The sequence below is a fragment of the Streptomyces sp. NPDC044719 genome, from assembly GCF_056433405.1.
Genome location: NZ_JBWKHE010000006.1, coordinates 430,244 through 446,302, shown reverse-complemented (window position 1 = coordinate 446,302; position 16,059 = coordinate 430,244). Strand labels below are relative to the sequence as shown.

Here is a 16,059-nt window from a genome sequence, read left to right as displayed (position 1 = left end):
AGATGTGGTCGAAAACACTCCCAGCCCGTTACCGGGACATGGTGGCGCTTCCACCAGGCATGAGGAGAGACTGACTACGAATCGTCCCGGCGCGAGCCACGCGCCGCCGGCGTCCAAGGAGGCATCCGTGCCGCATGTCCTGGTCCTCAACGCGTCGTACGAGCCACTAGGTGTCGTACCGCTCCGCCGCGCGCTCGTCCTCGTCCTCGAGAACAAGGCCGTATGCCTCGAGGAGTCCGGCGCCTTTCTGCACAGCGCGACCGTCACAGTCCCCGCACCCAGCGTGGTCCGGCTCAAGCGATTCGTCCGGGTTCCCTATCGGGGGCCCGTTCCACTGACCCGCCGGGCGCTGTTCGCCCGCGACGGGGGCCGGTGCATGTACTGCGGTGGTGTCGCAACCAGCGTCGACCACGTCATCCCGCGCAGCCGCGGGGGCAAACACGTCTGGGACAACGTGGTGGCGTCCTGCCGCCGCTGCAACCACGTGAAGGCCGACCGGCATCTCTTCGAGATCGGCTGGCGGCTGCGCCACAAACCCGCTCCGCCCTCCGGTCTGGCCTGGCGCATCATCGGGACCGGACACAGGGACCCGCGCTGGCTGCCGTACTTGCAGCCGTACGGCGCGGACGACGCCATGGCCCGGATCGACGGCATTCCCGCCTGACGACGATCCGGGCCTTCGTATTGCCGCGTGCGGCACGGACCGCCCCGGGGAACCCCCGTTCCCCCGGGTCGGCCTGTCGTGAGCCGCGCCCTTAGGCGTACCGCAGCTCCCCCGGGCGCGCCGTGCGGCGCAGCAGGGGCAGTGAGGTGGCCGCGGCCAGCAGGCAGGCGGCGTAGACGGCGAGGGGCACCAAGGCGATCGCCCAGGGCACCGGCCGGCCGGAGAGCAGGGCGTACCAGGTGCCGATGGCCAGGCCGCCCAGCCCGGCGAGCAGCACCGCGGGGGCCAGCGGCAGCGCGGTCTCCAGCAGCAGGGCCCGGCCCAGCACCGTGCGGGGCACTCCGGCGGCAACCTGTGCGGCCAGGCCGCGGCGGCGGGTGGCCAGGGACTCGGCGGTGCCGACGGCGAGGCCGGACAGGGTGATCGCGAAGGCGACCGCGAGGGCGGCGCCGGTGAGGTCGAGGCCGGTGGTGTAGTAGGACGCGGGCTCGGCGAAATTGCGCGAGGTGTGGACCACATCGCTCAGCACCTGCCGGATGCCCATGAAGCCCGTCCCGACGACCGTCACCAGCAGCACCGCCGCGTGGGTGCGGGCAGCCGACCACGGGTCGTCGCGCAGCCGTTCCGCCGCGATCAGCGTCGCCGCCGACCGGGCCCGGACCGCGAGGAGCCGCCCGGTCGCCTTCGCGACCGCCCCGGAGAGCGACACCGCGCCCGCGCCGACCGCGAGGACCACGCCCATCATCTGCAGCGGCAGCCCGCCGATCGGCCGGTTGGAGGCGCTCGTGGACGTCGTGGTCACGGCCGCCAGCGCCATCACCCCGACGATCAGCACCCCCGCCAGGAACAGCAGCCCGGGCCCCCGGCCGCCGCGCGGTCCGGCCCGGCGCACCCAGCCGAGCGGCGAGGCCACCACCCGGCGCAGCGCCAGCGCGCCCGCCGTCGCGCCCAGCAGCGGTACGGCGACGGCCACCAGGGCGATCCCCGCCCAGGCCAGGGCGGCCGGCCGGTCCCACAGGCGCAGCAGGAGCAGCACCGAGAAGACGGTGGCGACCGCCGAGCCCAGCAGACAGGCGAGCCCGGTCTCCAGCGCGGCGATCCGCCGCACCTGCCAGGGCGTCGCCCCGGCCAGCCGCAGCCCGGCCAGCCGCCGGTCGCGGTGCACCGCCCCGATCCGGGCGCACTGCCCGAGGAACCCGAGCACCGGCACGAGCAGGAGCAGCAGGCTGACGATCACACCGGACCGGGTGCCAGGCTCGTCCAGCAGGCCGGCGGCGTAAGGCACGTCGTAGGAGCCCCGCAGCGAGGCCAGGGCTACGGCGGCCAGGGAGAAGCCCGTCGCGAGCGCCGCGCCCATCGCCGTCAGGGTGACCCGCCACCACTCCCCGCGGCCGGAACCGCGGGTGAGTTCCCAGGCGAGGCGCAGATCGGCCCGCAGGAGGTGCAGGGAGTGCAGGGAGCGCGCGGGGTTCATGCCGTCACCCCCGTCGTGGCCACGCTGCCGTCCCGCAGCTGCGCCTCCCGATCCGCGTACGCCGCCACCTGGGCGTCGTGGGTGATCAGCAGGACCGCGGTGCCCGACTCGCGGGCCGTGTGCACCAGGGCCGTCATGACCTGCTCGCCCGCGAGGGAGTCCAGCGCGCCCGTCGGCTCGTCGGCGAACACCACCTTCGGGCCGGTGACCAGAGCCCGGGCCAGCGCGGCCCGCTGGGCCTGGCCGCCGCTCAGCTCGCCCGGCCGCAGCTCCTGCTGACCGCGCACCCCGAACCGCTCCAGCCACTCACCGGCCCTGGCCCGCGCACGGGCGCGGCCGGTGCCGGCCAGCAGCAGCGGCAGGGCGACGTTGTCCAGGGCCGTCAGCTCGGGGATGAGCTGCCCGAACTGGAACACCACGCCGAACTCGGTACGGCGCAGCTCGCTCAGCCGCCTCTCGGGCAGGTCCTCCAGACGCCGGCCGTCGTACGTCACCGAGCCCTCGTCCGGCCGGACGATTCCGGCGAGGCAGTGCAGCAGCGTCGACTTCCCGCTGCCGCTCGCGCCGGTCACGGCGAGGATCTCGCCGGCGTGCAGTTCGACCGACGCGCCGCGCAGGGCGGGTGTCCTGCCGTGCGCCTTGGTGAGGCCACGGGCCGTGAGAAGAGGCACGGGTCTGCTCATGCTGCGTCGACCTCCGCGGTCAGGGTGGTGAGCCGGGCCGCCGTGGTGGTCATCCAGCGGAGGTCGGCGTCGAGGTGGGTGACGGCGTAGTCCGCCGAGAGCACGGTCGCCAGGTCGGCGCCCTGGGCGGCCTTGAGCGCCGTGAGCTCCCGCATCCGCTCCATGTGGGCGGCCCGCTGGGCGCTCAGGTACCCGGCCGGGTCGCCGCCCGAGAGGATCGCGACGACGACCTTGGCGAAGATCTCGTTCGCCACGAAGGGGGCGGGCGGCGCGATCTCCCCGGCCCAGCGGGACAGCTCACGCGTACCGTCCTCGGTCGCGCGGTACATCGTCCGCTCCGGGCCGCCGTCCGAGTCGGTCCCCTCGACCTCGGCCAGGCCGTCCCGGACGAGGCGCTGGAGGGTCGTGTAGACCTGCCCGTAGGCCAGTGGGCGGGCCTGGGGGAAGCGGTCGTCGTGGCGTCGCTTGAGGTCGTAGCCATGGCTCGGACCCGAGGCGAGCAGGCCCAGCAGGATGTGGCGGGTGCTCATGCGGATCATTATGTACTGAGTACATGTACTGAGTGAATAGCCAACGGTGATTCGGTTCCGGACCGGGGGCCCGAGGAGTTCACTCGGTGATGGCGTACGCCTCCGCCGACCACAGCGAATACCCGAACCGCGTGGCCCGCTTGTCGCCCTGCACCCGCACGAAACGCACGTCCCGCTCGTCGACGCGGACGCTCTCCCGGCCACCCCGGCCGTCCCGTACCGTCGCCGCCGTGCGCCAGCGGCGGCCGTCCGCCGACACCTGGACGCGGTACGCCGAGGGGTGGGCGTCCTGCCAGCGCAGCACGACCAGCCCGAGGCGCGCCGGGCGGGGAAGCTCGACCTGCCACCAGGCGCCGTCGTCGACCGGGGACGACCAGCGCGTCTCCGGGTCGCCGTCGTTCGCCGCCGACGCGGGGAAGTCGGGCGTCTCGTCGCCCGAGGAACGCGCCGTGCCGGTGCGGGCCAGGTCGGGGCCGCCGGTGGGCGGGACGGCGCGGACGGTGAGCGTGCGGGTCGCACCCGCGAAGCCCAGCCGGATGTCGTACGACCGCATCGGCGTGCCGCGCTCGACGGTCACCTCGACGGGAACCTCCACCCGCGTGCCCCGCTCCACGGTCAGTTCGCCCTTCGGCACCCGGACCCGTACGCCCTCGGGTGCCTCGACGGTGAGCCTGCCGCGGGCGTCGGCGGGCCGCAGCGAGGCCAGCCCGGCCGTCAGCCGCAGGACCCGGCCGGTCTCGGCGTCCACCTCGTCGCGCTCCAGCTCCAGGGAGGTGGCGGGGGAGTCCTCGAACCAGGGGACGAGGTGGCGCACCCGGGACGGGGCGGGCCCGGCCACCCGCACGGCGTCCACCGGCGAGTCGACCCGCGCCTCGGTCGCGCCCGACCCCGACAGCCGGCCGACGGGCTGCCAGCCCCGGCCCGGTACGTGTGCCTCGACCGAGCCCTCGGTGCCGGGGTCGGTGAGGACCGTCACGGCGGTCAGCGGGCGGGGGCGGGGGAAGCGCAGGGTGCGGTCGTCCGAGGGGCCGCCGGGGTTGCGGGGCGGCTCGTGGTCGATGCCCGCCCAGGACGCGTAGGCCTTCTGCGCCCGCCGCAGGAAGGGGTCCAGGACGTCCGTGCCGACCTCGGCCCGCGCCGACTCGAGACCGGCCCGCAGGGTGCCCAGCCTGCGGTACGCCGTCCAGGCCGCCGCCGTGTCCCCGGCGCGCTGCGCGTCCAGCATGTCGAGCGCGGCCGTGCCCGCCTCGCCGTAGCCGGCCAGCTGCTCCGACCAGGGGGCGACCTCGGAGGCGAGGGCGGTGTCCGAGAGCCGCCGGGGCAGTTCGCGCAGCACGGTGAAGGCCTCGCGCAGCCGCCGCGCGGCGTCGCCGCCCGCCGCGGGGTCCCGCCAGTACGCCTCGGTCAGCGGGCGCAGATACGCCGACTCCTCGTCGTTCAGCACCGACGACGCGTCGTTCCCGGCGAGCGCCGCCAGGGCCTGCTCGCGGCGCCGGTCCCCGCCCGCCAGGTCGGCGATCGCGGCCCGCCAGGACTCCCCGGGGCTGTAGGCACGGGGGTTCCACGCGTAGTCGGCGGCGGTGAACAGCGGGATGCGGGACGCCTCCGGCTGCTGCATCGCGTTGGCGAGCAGGGCGGCGGAGCCGGTCGCCACGGCGGGCTCACGGCCCTGGTAGGGGCCGAGGAAGATACGGCCCGGGTCGTAGTCGTTGACCGGATAGTTGTCCATCGTGACCAGCGGGTGCCCGAGCGCCTCCCGCGCGTCGGCCAGCTCACCGCCCGTGATCGTGCGGGGCACCACCCCGACGCCCGTCCACGCCACCTCGACACCCTCGTCCAGCTCGCTCGCCAGCGCCCGCCGGTAGTCGGTCGTGCCGTCCTCGTAGTACTCGGTCGGCATCAGCGACAGACCGGCGGCGCCGGGGTGCCGTTCCGCCAGGTGCCGGGCCACCGCGTTCGCCACCCGGGACTGCGCCCGCGCGGCCGCCTCGGGGCCGGAGCCGAACCGGTCGGCGTCCGCCTCGCAGTGCCACTCGCTGTAGCTGACGTCCTGGAACTGGAGCTGGAAGGCCCGGAAGCCCAGCGCCCACATCGCGTCGAGCTTGCGGGTCAGCGCCCGCACATCGGCGTCCGACGCGAAGCACATCGCCTGACCCGGGGCCACCGCCCAGCCGAGCTGGACGTGGTTGGCGCGTGCCCGCTCGGCCAGCTCCCGGAACTCGGCCCGCTGCTTCGCCGGGTACGGCTCACGCCAGCGCGCCTGCCGGTAGAGATCGTCACCCGGGGCGTACAGGTAGCGGTTCTGCTTGGTGCGCCCCATGAAGCCGACCTGCGCCATCCGCTGCCGGTGCGTCCAGGCGGTGCCGTAGAAACCCTCGGTGATGCCGCGTACGGCGGTGCCGGGCCAGTCGCGTACGACGGCCGCCGCGATGGTGCCGTCGGGACGCAGCAGCTGCCGCAGCGTCTGCACGGCGTGGAACAGCCCGTCCTCGCCGGTTCCGGTGAGGGCGACGCCGCCCCGGCCGACGGCCAGCTCGTACCCCCCGGAGGGGAGGGCGCGGCGGTCGCCGCGGCGGGCCGGCTCGCTCACCGCCCGCACGACCAGGGCGCCGGGCCGGGCGGAGTCCGTGACACGGCGGGCACCGGCCTGCCGCAGCAGCGCGCGCAGGGCGTCGACGGCGTGGGGATCCGCCGAGGGGGCCGTGAGCAGCGCGACCTCGTCGGTGACCGCCACCGGGGCGCCGTTCGCGCGCAGCGACTGCGGGCGCGGCCAGACGGAGAGGCCGGGTCCGGCCGTGTCGGGGGCCGGTGTCGCGCTCGGGCCGGGGGCGGGCGGATCCGCCACCGCGACGGGCGGGGCGCCGAGGCTTCCGGCGACGACGGCGACCGCGAGGGCCACTGCCCGCTTTCCACGCCGCAGTCCCACAGGCCCCCTCCAGATGTGTCCGACCGGGACCACGAGCCCACCACCCGCCCGGTGAAGGTGTCAACGAGAGTGGCCGTTGTGACCGATTTACCGGAATCTTGACAGAGTGGAGGGGAGTGGAATGTGAGCAGGAGCACGATGTTCGGCCTGGGACGTCTGCCATCGCGTCGACTGGGTAGGGCTTCGAAAGTTGAACCCGACAAGCTCGACTAGGAGGCCCCCGTGGCTGCGATGACTTTCCTTCCGCTCCCGGCCCCGTCCAAACCCGTGGCGGACACGTCCGCCGACCTCGACCCCCACTATGACGACCCCCGCTACGAAGATCCGCACTACTGCGTCTTCAGCTCCGAGAGCACCTGCGCCGAGCCCCCGCTGACCAGCGAGCCGCCGCTGCCCGACGCCGGGCCCCTCACCAGCGAGCCGCCGCTCGCCGAATCCGTTCCGCTGACCAGCGAGCCCTCCGCCTTCATCCCGGACTTCCCGCTGAACTAGAGGACCTAGATGACCGCACCGAGGCCGGCCGAACCGCCTTCCGAGGACCTGTCCCGCCTCGCCGATCTGCACGGCGTCGCGACCTCGTACAGCCCGTCCCCGGACCGTACGGTGGCGGCCTCGGCCACCGCGGTCACCCTGACCCTGGCCGCTCTCGGTGTGGACGCGAGCACGCCCGGCGCCGTCCGCGCCGCGCTCGCCGCCCGGGAGCGGGAACAGGGCGCACGACTGCTGCCGCCCACGGTGGTCGGCTGGGGCGCGGACCCCCCGGCCGCCCTGGCCGCCCTCCCCGAGGGCACCCGGCTGCGCATCGAGACCGAGCAGGGCGAGACCCGCGCCTTGGCCGGGCAGCTCCCGCCCGGCGTCCACCGGCTGACCGCCACGGCCCCCGACGGCCGCGCCGCCGACGCCCACCTGATCATCGCCCCGGCCCGCCTGCCCACGCCGCCCGGACGCTCGTACGGACTGCTCGTCCAGCTCTACTCCCTCCTCTCCCGCCGCTCCTGGGGCATGGGCGACCTCGGTGACCTCGCCGAACTGGCCGGCTGGGCCGGGCGGTCGCTCGGCGCCGGGTTCGTCCAGGTCAACCCGCTGCACGCGGCCGTGCCCGGCGCCCCCACCGACCCCTCCCCGTACCGCCCCTCCTCGCGCCGCTTCCCCGACCCCGTGCACCTGAGGATCGAGGACGTCCCCGAGGCCGCCCACGTCGAGGACCCGCAGCGGCTGCGCGCGCTGCTGGAGAGATCCGGCCGGCTGCGCGAAGCGGTGCTGGAGCAGGGCGCGCTGATCGACCGGGACGCCGTGTGGGAACTCAAGAGGGAGGCGCTCGAGCTGCTGGGCGAGGTGCCGCTCGGCCCCGGCAGACGCGCCGCCTACTGCGACTTCCTCGCCGAACAGGGCCAGGCCCTGGAGGACCACGCCACCTGGTGCGCCCTCGCCGAGGTGCACGGCCCGGACTGGCACCGCTGGCCGACCGGCCTGCGCGACCCCCGCTCGGCCGACACCGTCCGCGCCCGGGGCGGCCTCATGGACCGGGTGGACTTCTGGTCCCGGCTCGCCTGGCTCACCGACACCCAGCTGACCGCGGCGCAGCGCGCCGGCCGCGAGGCCGGGATGCCGGTCGGGATCGTGCACGACCTCGCCGTCGGCGTCCACCCCGGCGGCGCCGACGCCTGGGCGCAGCAGGAGTATTTCGCCGCCGGCATGTCGGTGGGCGCGCCCCCGGACGCCTTCAACGCGCGCGGCCAGGACTGGGGTCTGCCGCCCTGGCGCCCCGACCGCCTCGCCGACTCGGGCTACGCCCCGTTCCGCGAGCTGCTGCGCGCCCTGTTCCGCTACGCCGGAGCGCTGCGCATCGACCACGTCATGGGCCTGTTCCGCCTCTGGTGGGTCCCGCAGGGCCATCCGCCCACCGAGGGCACCTACGTCCGCTACGACGCCGAGGCCATGCTCGCCGTGCTCGTCCTGGAGGCCTCCCGGGCCGGAGCGCCGGTGATCGGCGAGGACCTGGGCACCGTGGAGCCCGGCGTCCGCGAGGCGCTGCGCGAGCGCGGGGTGCTCGGCACGTCCGTGCTGTGGTTCGAACGCGACTGGGACGGCGACGGCCACCCCCTGCCCCCCGACCGCTGGCGCGCCGACTGCCTGGCCACCGCCACCACCCACGATCTGCCCTCCACGGCCGCCCGCCTCACCGGCGAGCACGTCGAACTCCGCGACAGCCTCGGCCTGCTCGCCCGCCCGCTCGAGGAGGAACGCGCCGAGGCCGCCGCCGACACCGGCGAGTGGCTGTCCCTGCTCGCCCGCCTCGGCCTGCTGCACGGCACCGGCGGCGGCACCGACACCTCCTCGGAGGAGGCCGAGATCCAGGCCGTCCACCGCTTCCTGCTGCGCACCCCGGCCCGCATGGTCGGCGTCTGGCTCCCGGACGGGGTCGGCGACCGCCGCCCGCAGAACCTCCCGGGCACGTGGGACCAGTACCCGAACTGGAGGCTGCCGATCGCGGACGCGACGGGCCGCCCGGTCACCTTGGAGGAACTTGCGGCGTCGCCCCGACTGCATGCCCTCATCGAGGTGTTGCGCGAACCGGCCGGTCCGTCCGGCGGCTGAAGGTGCTCTTACGGCACCCCGGACGCGCGGCCCTCACCGGCGTTGGATACTTTTGGCACCGTGGACAAGAAGAACGCCCTGCGCGCCGGCGCCCTGGCAGCCGGTACGACGCTCATGATGCTGCTCATGTCGTCCCCCGCCTCCGCGCTCAGCCGCGACGACGGTGACGACCCCGGCCCGGGCCTGAGCGTCATCGAGACGCTGGGCCTCTTCGTCGTGGCCCCCATCGTGCTGTACCTGGTCATCCACGCTCTGGTGGTGATCGGCGACAAGTCGCACAAGAAGAAGGACACGACCAGCTCCAACATCGACACCAAGGCCAAGGCCGAGGTCAAGGCCGACTCCAAGGCCTGATCAGGGGCGTTGTGGAGGGGCGGTCACCGCCCGGCTGTCCCCTCCGTCCCCGCCAGCAGTTCCCTCAGCAGGCCGGCCAGTTGGCCGGCCTGTTTCTCGTCCAGGCCGGACAGGGCCTCCGTCTGGACGGCCAGCCCCGCCACCGCCGCCTCGTCGATGAGGCGCAGTCCCTCCTCGGTGAGCGTCACCTGAAGGCCCCGCCGGTCGTGCGGATCGGGAGAGCGGCGCAGGAACCCGGCCCGCTCCAGCTTGTCCAGGCGGCCGGTCATCCCGCCCGTGGTCAGCATGAGCGTCTCCGACAGCCGGCGCGGTGAGAGCGTGTAGGGCTCGCCGGAGCGGCGCAGGGTGGCCAGGACGTCGAACTCGCCGCGCGAGATCCCGAACCGCCCGTAGGTGCCCTCCAGACGGTCGGCCATCGCGCGTGCGAGCCGGGAGACCCGGCCGAAGACCTCCATCGCCCTGGTGTCGAGCTCGGGCCGGACCGTCCCCCACTGGTCGATGATCGCGTCGACGGGGTCCTTGCGCTGCTCGGGGCGTTCGTTCATGGCACGAGTATCGGCCGCCTCTCGGTCACCCGCAAGAAAGTAGCTTGACGGAAAGTTGCTTAGAGCTAAGCTACTTTCTACCGACCTACTTCGAAGGGTGCCACCCATGGCCTCCTCCCGTCCCGCTCTCATCGCCCTCACCGCCCTCGCCCCCGTCTCCTGGGGCACGACCTACGCGGTCACCACCGAGTTCCTCCCGGCCGACCGCCCCCTGTTCACCGGACTGATGCGCGCCCTGCCCGCCGGACTGCTGCTGCTCGCCCTCGCCCGGGTGCTGCCGCGCGGTGCCTGGTGGTGGAAGGCGGCGGTGCTCGGCGCGCTGAACATCGGCGCCTTCTTCCCGCTGCTGTTCCTCTCGGCGTACCGGCTGCCCGGGGGCATGGCGGCGGTCGTCGGCTCGGCCGGGCCGCTCTTCGTGGCGGGCCTCGCGGCGCTGCTGCTCGGGCAGCGGCCGACCGTGCGCACGCTGCTGACCGGGGCCGTGGCCGCGTTCGGCGTCAGCCTCGTCGTCCTGCGGGCGGCCGGGGCGCTGGACGCGCTGGGCCTGCTGGCGGCCCTCGCCGCCACGGTCTCGATGTCCGCCGGAACCGTCCTCACCCAGCGGTGGGGGCGACCCGCCGGCGTCGGCCCGCTCGCCCTCACCGGCTGGCAGCTGACCGCGGGAGGCCTGCTCATCGCGCCGCTCGCCCTCCTGGTCGAGGGCGCGCCCCCGGCGCTGGACGGCCGTGCGGCCGGCGGCTACCTCTACCTCGCCGTCGCGAACACGGCGGTCGCGTACTGGCTGTGGTTCCGCGGCATCGGCCGCATGACCGCCACCCAGGTCACCTTCCTCGGTCCGCTCTCCCCGCTGACCGCCGCCGTCGTCGGCTGGGCGGCGCTCGGGCAGGCGCTGACGCCGGTGCAGCTGGTGGGTATGGCGCTGGCGTTCGGGGCGACGGTGGCCGGACAGATGGGGGGCCGGGGCGAGGCGGCCCCACGAACGTTCAGCTTCTCCGGAAAGAACGGTCGAAAAGATTGCACGGACCTGACGGACGGGGCGCTGCGACGGTAGATCCACCGGGCTCGCCGACCGGTGCGTGAGGACAGCGAAGGGGCGCCCGGCACAGCGCCGGGCGCCCCCTCAGTCGTGTCCGCTGCCTACTGGCCGGCCGCCGCGTCCGCCCGCTGGGCGCGCAGGGCGCGTTCCACACCGGCGCGCGACTCCGAGACCAGGCGTCGCAGGGCCGCGTTCGGGGCCGCGGCGGACAGCCAGGCGTCCGTCTTGTCCAGGGTCTCCTGGGAGACCTGGACCGTCGGGTAGAGGCCGACGGCGATCTGCTGGGCCATCTCGTGGGAGCGGGACTCCCAGATGTCCTTGACCACCTCGAAGTACCGGTCCGCGTACGGGGCGAGCACCTCACGCTGGTCGGTCTGGACGAAACCGCCGATGACCGCCTCCTGCACGGCGTTCGGCAGCTTGTCGGAGTCGACGACCGACGCCCACGCCTCCGCCTTGGCCTCCTCCGTCGGGCGGGACGCCCGGGCGGTGGCGGCGTGGCGCTCACCGGCGGCCGTGCGGTCACGCTCGTACTCGCTCGCGATCTCCGCCTCGTCGAACCGGCCGACCGCCGCGAGCCGCTGCACGAACGACCACCGCAGCTCCGTGTCGACGACCAGGCCCTCGACGGTCTGCGAACCGTCCAGCAGCGCGTCCAGCACGTCCAGCTGCTCGGGCGTCCGGGCCGTCGCGGCGAACGCACGCGCCCACGCCAGCTGGTGGTCGCTGCCCGGCGCCGCCGCCCGCAGGTGCGCCAGCGTCGCGTCGGTCCAGCGGGCCAGCAGCGCCTCGCGCGCGGCCGGGTCGGCGTACAGGTCGATGGCCAGCTTCACCTGGCGCTGCAGCGACTGCACGACGCCGATGTCCGACTCCTTGCCGATGCCGGACAGCACCAGGGCCAGGTAGTCGCGGGTCGCGAGCTCCGCGTCGCGGGTCATGTCCCAGGCGGACGCCCAGCACAGGGCGCGCGGCAGGGACGACTCGAAGTCGCCGAGGTGCTCCGTGACGACGGCCAGGGACCGCTCGTCCAGCCGGACCTTCGCGTACGACAGGTCGTCGTCGTTGAGCAGGATCACGGCCGGACGGCGCTTGCCCACCAGCTGCGGTACGGCCGTCAGCTCGCCGTCCACGTCCAGCTCGATGCGCTCGTCGCGGACCAACTTGCCGCTCTCGTCGTCCAGCTCGTACAGGCCGACGGCGATGCGGTGCGGCCGCAGCGTGGGCTCGCCCTTCGCGCCCGCGGGCAGGGCCGGGGCCTCCTGGCTGATGGCGAAGGACGTGACGACGCCGTCCGCGTCCGTCTCGACCCGCGGGCGCAACACGTTGATGCCGGCCGTCTCCAGCCAGGCCTTCGACCACGACTTCAGATCACGCCCCGAGGTCTCCTCCAGGGCGCCCAGCAGATCGGACAGGCGCGTGTTGCCGAACGCGTGCGCCTTGAAGTACGCCTGCACGCCCCGGAAGAACTCGTCCTCGCCGACGTACGCGACGAGCTGCTTCAGGACGGAAGCCCCCTTCGCGTAGGTGATGCCGTCGAAGTTGACGAGCACGTCGTCCAGGTCGTTGATCTCGGCCATGATCGGGTGCGTCGACGGCAGCTGGTCCTGGCGGTACGCCCACGTCTTCATGGAGTTGGCGAACGTGGTCCAGGAGTGCGGCCAGCGCGACTCGGGGTGGGCCGCCTGGCAGGCGATCGACGTGTACGTGGCGAACGACTCGTTCAGCCACAGGTCGTTCCACCACTCCATCGTCACGAGGTCGCCGAACCACATGTGGGCCAGCTCGTGCAGGATGGTCTCCGCGCGCACCTCGTATGCCGCGTCCGTCACCTTCGACCGGAACACGTACTGGTCGCGGATCGTCACCGCGCCCGCGTTCTCCATCGCGCCCGCGTTGAACTCCGGCACGAACAGCTGGTCGTACTTCTTGAAGGGGTACGTGTAGTCGAACTTCTCCTGGAACCACTCGAAGCCCTGCCGGGTCACCTCGAAGATGGCGTCCGAGTCGAGGTACTCCGCGAGCGAGGGACGGCAGTAGATGCCGAGCGGGACCGACTGGCCGTCCTTCTCGTACACGCTGTGCACGGAGTGGTACGGGCCGACGATCAGCGCCGTGATGTACGACGAGATGCGCGGCGTCGGCTCGAAGACCCAGACGTTGTCCTGGGGCTCCGGAGTGGGCGAGTTGGAGATGACGGTCCAGCCCTCCGGCGCCCTCACGGTGAACTGGAAGGTCGCCTTGAGGTCCGGCTGCTCGAAGCTCGCGAACACCCGGCGGGCGTCCGGAACCTCGAACTGGGTGTAGAGGTAGGCCTGGTCGTCGACCGGGTCGACGAATCGGTGCAGACCTTCACCGGTGTTGGTGTACGCGCAGTCGGCGACCACCCGGAGGATGTTGCGGCCCTGGAGCAGGCCGGACAGGGCGATCCGGGAGTCCGCGAAGACCTCGGCGGGGTCGAGGGAGTCCCCGTTCAGGGTCACCTCGTGCACGGCCGGGGCGACGAGGTCGATGAACGACTCGGCACCGTTCTCGGCGGTCACATCGAAGCGCACCGTGGTCACGGACCGGTAGGTGCCGCCCTGCTGCGCGCCGGAGAGATCGAGTTCGATCTCGTACGAGTCAACGGCGAGCAGCTGCGCCCGCTGCTGCGCCTCTTCGCGGGTCAGGTTTGTGCCAGGCACGCGGTCATCTCCTCGTTATGGGTGGCTTGCGTCATCTTTCCACGGCAGCCTGGCATCAATCGACGATCTGGGCGTCTCCTAGGGTTACCCCTCGGCAGGCCGCTGCCCGGCGGGAACGCGACGTCCGGAATCCGCCGGTGCCCCGGGCCGCCGCGAGCGAGCCTGAGGAGTATGACGACGACCTACAGCGCTCTGCCCATCGCCCCGCGCGCCCTGAAGGACCTCCGCACGAGGGACGACGCGGGCCGCCCCACCACCCCGTTCACCAGCGCCGAGGGCGGCGCACCGCTCCGCTGCTGTCTGCGCCGCGCCGAGCCGGGCGAACGCCTCGCCCTGGTCTCCTACGCTCCACTGCGCCGCTGGGCGGCCGAGCGGGGCGCCGACCCCGGCGCCTACGACGAACAGGGCCCGGTCTTCATCCACGCCGAGGAGTGCGCGGGGCCGGGGACCGACGCCCTCCCCTTCACCAACAGCCACCGCACGGTCCGCCGCTACTCGGCCGACGGGCACATCCTGGGCGGTCGGCTGGTCGGGGACGGGGCCTTCGAGGAGGCCTTCACGGAAGCATTCGACGACCCGGCCGTGGAGCTCGTCCACGTCCGGGCCGTCGAGTACGGCTGCTTCTACTACGAGGTGCGCAGGGACTAGCCCTTCAGCTCCGCCGCCACCAGCTCCGCGATCTGGATCGCGTTCAGGGCCGCGCCCTTGCGGAGGTTGTCGTTGGAGAGGAAGAGGGCCAGGCCGTTGTCCACCGTCTCGTCACGGCGGATACGGCCGACGTAGGAGGGGTCCTGGCCGGCGGCCTGGAGAGGGGTGGGGATGTCGGTGACGACGACGCCCGGGGCGTCCGCCAGCAGCTCCGTCGCCCGCTCGGGGGAGATCGGCCGGGCGAAGCGGGCGTTGACCTGGAGGGAGTGGCCGGAGAAGACCGGGACGCGCACGCAGGTGCCGGAGACCTTCAGCTCGGGGATCTCCAGGATCTTGCGGGACTCGTTGCGGAGCTTCTGCTCCTCGTCCGTCTCGTTCAGGCCGTCGTCGACGATGTTGCCCGCGAGCGGCAGCACGTTGAAGGCGATGGGGCGCTTGTAGACGCCCGGCTCGGGGAAGTCGACCGCTTCACCGTCGTGGGTGAGCTTGTCGGCGTCGGCGACGACCTTCTGCGTCTGGCCGTGCAGCTCGGCCACGCCCGCGAGACCGGAGCCGGAGACCGCCTGGTACGTGGCGACGACCAGGGCTTCCAGACCCGCCTCGGCGTGCAGCGGACGCAGGACCGGCATGGCGGCCATCGTCGTGCAGTTCGGGTTGGCGATGATGCCCTTGGGGCGGTCCTTGATCGCGTGCGGGTTCACCTCGGAGACGACCAGGGGGACCTCCGGGTGCTTGCGCCACGCGGAGGAGTTGTCGATCACGACGGCGCCCTGGGAGGCGACCTTTTCGGCCAGCGCCTTGGAGGTGGCGCCGCCCGCGGAGAACAGCACGATGTCCAGGCCGGTGTAGTCGGCGGTCGCCGCGTCCTCCACCGTCACACCGTCCAGCTCGGAGCCCGCCGAGCGGGCCGAGGCGAACAGGCGCAGCTCGGTGACCGGGAAGTTCCGCTCCTTGAGGATCCTGCGCATGACCGTGCCCACCTGTCCGGTGGCTCCGACGATTCCGACCCTCACGGTGACTCCCTCTCGTGCGTCTCTTCACATGCTCGTTGCTTGGCCGAGGCTTTTCCATCATGCGGCCGACCACGGCCCACCTGTCCACTTCTTTCCCCGGACCGTCCGGTAAGTGGGACGGGGTGTCCCGCTGTGTGGTTGCGGACCTGCGGTTTCCACCGCTCTGAGCTGGAGAAATTCATTCGGCAGGGGGCGTGCGCCGCAAGCTCACCTGCCCCTCCCGCCCTCCGCCACACGGGAGTGTGACGTATACCTCTGTCGTCCTGGCGGAAATCCGCCGGAGGAGGACCGAACGTTCCGGGCCGGGCCGGCGTCGTAGGAGAAACACGGCGAGGGGGGTGGCTTGTGCTGCTGCGCGGAAGGGCCCGGCGCGGCCGGGAGACGCCGCAGGCCGGTGCCGGCGACGATCCGCAGAGCGCGGCTGATCCGCTGGACGCGGCACAGGAGCGCCGGGTGCGGGCGGTGCTCGCGCTGGGCGGAGTGCCGCAGGCGGACCTGCCGGACGGGGTGCAGCAGGTCCGCCTGCGGCTGCTGGAGCGGGCCGCGAGCGGGCGGGAGGCGCCGCGGGACGTCTCGGCGTGGGCGGCGGTCGTCGCCTCCAACCTGGCCATGGACTGGCACCGGGCCAAGCGCCGCCAGGAGCGGCTCGGGGAGCGGCTGGCCGCCCTGCGCCAGCCGGCGCATCCCTCCGGCGAGGACAGCAGCGTGCTGTCCCTCGCCGTCGCCCAGGGCCTGGACGAGCTGCCCGACGCCCAGCGTCAGGTCGTCGTCCTGCGCTTCTACGCCGATCTGCCGGTCCGCTCCATCGCCGAGCAGCTCGGCGTACCGGAGGGCACCGTCAAGAGCAGGCTGCACACGGCGGTACGGGCCCTGCGCGCCCGCCTGCACGAGGACGAGGTGGTGTGAC

The 16,059-nt window shown here is 73.4% G+C and carries 14 protein-coding genes; 7 read left to right on the top strand and 7 right to left on the bottom strand.

All coding sequences use genetic code 11. The annotated features are described in order from the left end of the window. Positions 1-127: 127 nt before the first annotated feature. Positions 128-664, top strand: a complete 537-nt coding sequence (locus AC07DF_RS25560) for an HNH endonuclease (protein WP_399027056.1) — start codon at positions 128-130, stop codon at positions 662-664. 91 nt (positions 665-755) lie between these two features. On the opposite strand, the gene AC07DF_RS25555 is transcribed toward AC07DF_RS25560, so the two are convergent. The 4 genes from AC07DF_RS25555 to AC07DF_RS25540 form a co-directional block, all read right to left on the bottom strand. Next, positions 756-2,138, bottom strand: coding sequence for an FtsX-like permease family protein (locus tag AC07DF_RS25555; protein WP_478975695.1), 1,383 nt, complete (start codon positions 2,136-2,138; stop codon positions 756-758). Then, on the bottom strand, positions 2,135-2,821 hold the full coding sequence (locus AC07DF_RS25550; protein ID WP_478975692.1) for an ABC transporter ATP-binding protein: 687 nt from the start codon (positions 2,819-2,821) through the stop codon (positions 2,135-2,137). Before AC07DF_RS25550 ends, AC07DF_RS25555 begins: the two co-directional genes overlap by 4 nt. After that, the gene (locus AC07DF_RS25545) at positions 2,818-3,351 is read right to left on the bottom strand and encodes a PadR family transcriptional regulator (protein WP_478975689.1); all 534 of its coding nucleotides are present in this window, start codon (positions 3,349-3,351) and stop codon (positions 2,818-2,820) included. Before AC07DF_RS25545 ends, AC07DF_RS25550 begins: the two co-directional genes overlap by 4 nt. A gap of 79 nt (positions 3,352-3,430) precedes the next feature. Next, complete coding sequence (locus tag AC07DF_RS25540) at positions 3,431-6,277, bottom strand: beta-N-acetylglucosaminidase domain-containing protein (RefSeq protein WP_478975686.1); 2,847 nt, start codon at positions 6,275-6,277, stop codon at positions 3,431-3,433. A gap of 222 nt (positions 6,278-6,499) precedes the next feature. Here AC07DF_RS25540 and AC07DF_RS25535 point away from each other — a divergent pair, with 222 nt between their 5' ends. The 3 genes from AC07DF_RS25535 to AC07DF_RS25525 are packed head-to-tail and all read left to right on the top strand — an operon-like array spanning position 6,500 to position 9,229. Then, positions 6,500-6,769 (top strand): hypothetical protein, encoded by a 270-nt coding sequence (locus AC07DF_RS25535; protein WP_478975683.1) that lies wholly within the window; start codon positions 6,500-6,502, stop codon positions 6,767-6,769. Positions 6,770-6,778: 9 nt separating this feature from the next. Further along, positions 6,779-8,875 carry a 4-alpha-glucanotransferase gene (malQ, locus tag AC07DF_RS25530; RefSeq protein ID WP_478975680.1) on the top strand — a complete coding sequence of 699 codons (2,097 nt, stop codon included), beginning with the start codon at positions 6,779-6,781 and terminating at the stop codon, positions 8,873-8,875. 60 nt (positions 8,876-8,935) lie between these two features. Further along, complete coding sequence (locus AC07DF_RS25525; RefSeq protein ID WP_478975677.1) at positions 8,936-9,229, top strand: hypothetical protein; 294 nt, start codon at positions 8,936-8,938, stop codon at positions 9,227-9,229. A 23-nt stretch (positions 9,230-9,252) separates the two neighbouring features. Here AC07DF_RS25525 and AC07DF_RS25520 read toward each other — a convergent pair whose 3' ends face one another. Continuing rightward, positions 9,253-9,774, bottom strand: coding sequence for a MarR family winged helix-turn-helix transcriptional regulator (locus AC07DF_RS25520; RefSeq protein ID WP_478975674.1), 522 nt, complete (start codon positions 9,772-9,774; stop codon positions 9,253-9,255). Between the two features lie 106 nt (positions 9,775-9,880). On the opposite strand from AC07DF_RS25520, the gene AC07DF_RS25515 reads away from it, so the two are divergent. Further along, on the top strand, positions 9,881-10,825 hold the full coding sequence (locus AC07DF_RS25515; RefSeq protein ID WP_478975671.1) for an EamA family transporter: 945 nt from the start codon (positions 9,881-9,883) through the stop codon (positions 10,823-10,825). A gap of 86 nt (positions 10,826-10,911) precedes the next feature. Here the strand turns inward: AC07DF_RS25515 and pepN are convergent, their stop codons facing one another. After that, positions 10,912-13,491 carry an aminopeptidase N gene (pepN, locus tag AC07DF_RS25510; protein WP_478975668.1) on the bottom strand — a complete coding sequence of 860 codons (2,580 nt, stop codon included), beginning with the start codon at positions 13,489-13,491 and terminating at the stop codon, positions 10,912-10,914. A 171-nt stretch (positions 13,492-13,662) separates the two neighbouring features. Here pepN and AC07DF_RS25505 point away from each other — a divergent pair, with 171 nt between their 5' ends. Next, complete coding sequence (locus AC07DF_RS25505) at positions 13,663-14,139, top strand: DUF1203 domain-containing protein (protein WP_478975665.1); 477 nt, start codon at positions 13,663-13,665, stop codon at positions 14,137-14,139. Here the strand turns inward: AC07DF_RS25505 and AC07DF_RS25500 are convergent. Beyond that, the gene (locus AC07DF_RS25500) at positions 14,136-15,152 is read right to left on the bottom strand and encodes an aspartate-semialdehyde dehydrogenase (protein WP_382493856.1); all 1,017 of its coding nucleotides are present in this window, start codon (positions 15,150-15,152) and stop codon (positions 14,136-14,138) included. The genes AC07DF_RS25505 and AC07DF_RS25500 overlap by 4 nt on opposite strands. A gap of 348 nt (positions 15,153-15,500) precedes the next feature. Between AC07DF_RS25500 and AC07DF_RS25495 the strand changes: the two genes are divergently transcribed. Further along, a complete protein-coding gene (locus AC07DF_RS25495; protein WP_478976238.1) occupies positions 15,501-16,058 on the top strand; it encodes a sigma-70 family RNA polymerase sigma factor in 558 nt (185 codons plus the stop codon). Position 16,059: the final 1 nt, after the last annotated feature.

What these genes read in the sequence shown, in the direction of transcription:
- AC07DF_RS25550 (WP_478975692.1), bottom strand. Translation starts at nt 2,821, where the DNA reads ATGAGCAGACCCGTGCCTCTTCTCACGGCCCGTGGCCTCACCAAGGCG.
- AC07DF_RS25515 (WP_478975671.1), top strand. Translation starts at nt 9,881, where the DNA reads ATGGCCTCCTCCCGTCCCGCTCTCATCGCCCTCACCGCCCTCGCCCCC.
- malQ (WP_478975680.1), top strand. Translation starts at nt 6,779, where the DNA reads ATGACCGCACCGAGGCCGGCCGAACCGCCTTCCGAGGACCTGTCCCGC.
- AC07DF_RS25545 (WP_478975689.1), bottom strand. Translation starts at nt 3,351, where the DNA reads ATGAGCACCCGCCACATCCTGCTGGGCCTGCTCGCCTCGGGTCCGAGC.
- AC07DF_RS25520 (WP_478975674.1), bottom strand. Translation starts at nt 9,774, where the DNA reads ATGAACGAACGCCCCGAGCAGCGCAAGGACCCCGTCGACGCGATCATC.
- AC07DF_RS25555 (WP_478975695.1), bottom strand. Translation starts at nt 2,138, where the DNA reads ATGAACCCCGCGCGCTCCCTGCACTCCCTGCACCTCCTGCGGGCCGAT.
- AC07DF_RS25505 (WP_478975665.1), top strand. Translation starts at nt 13,663, where the DNA reads ATGACGACGACCTACAGCGCTCTGCCCATCGCCCCGCGCGCCCTGAAG.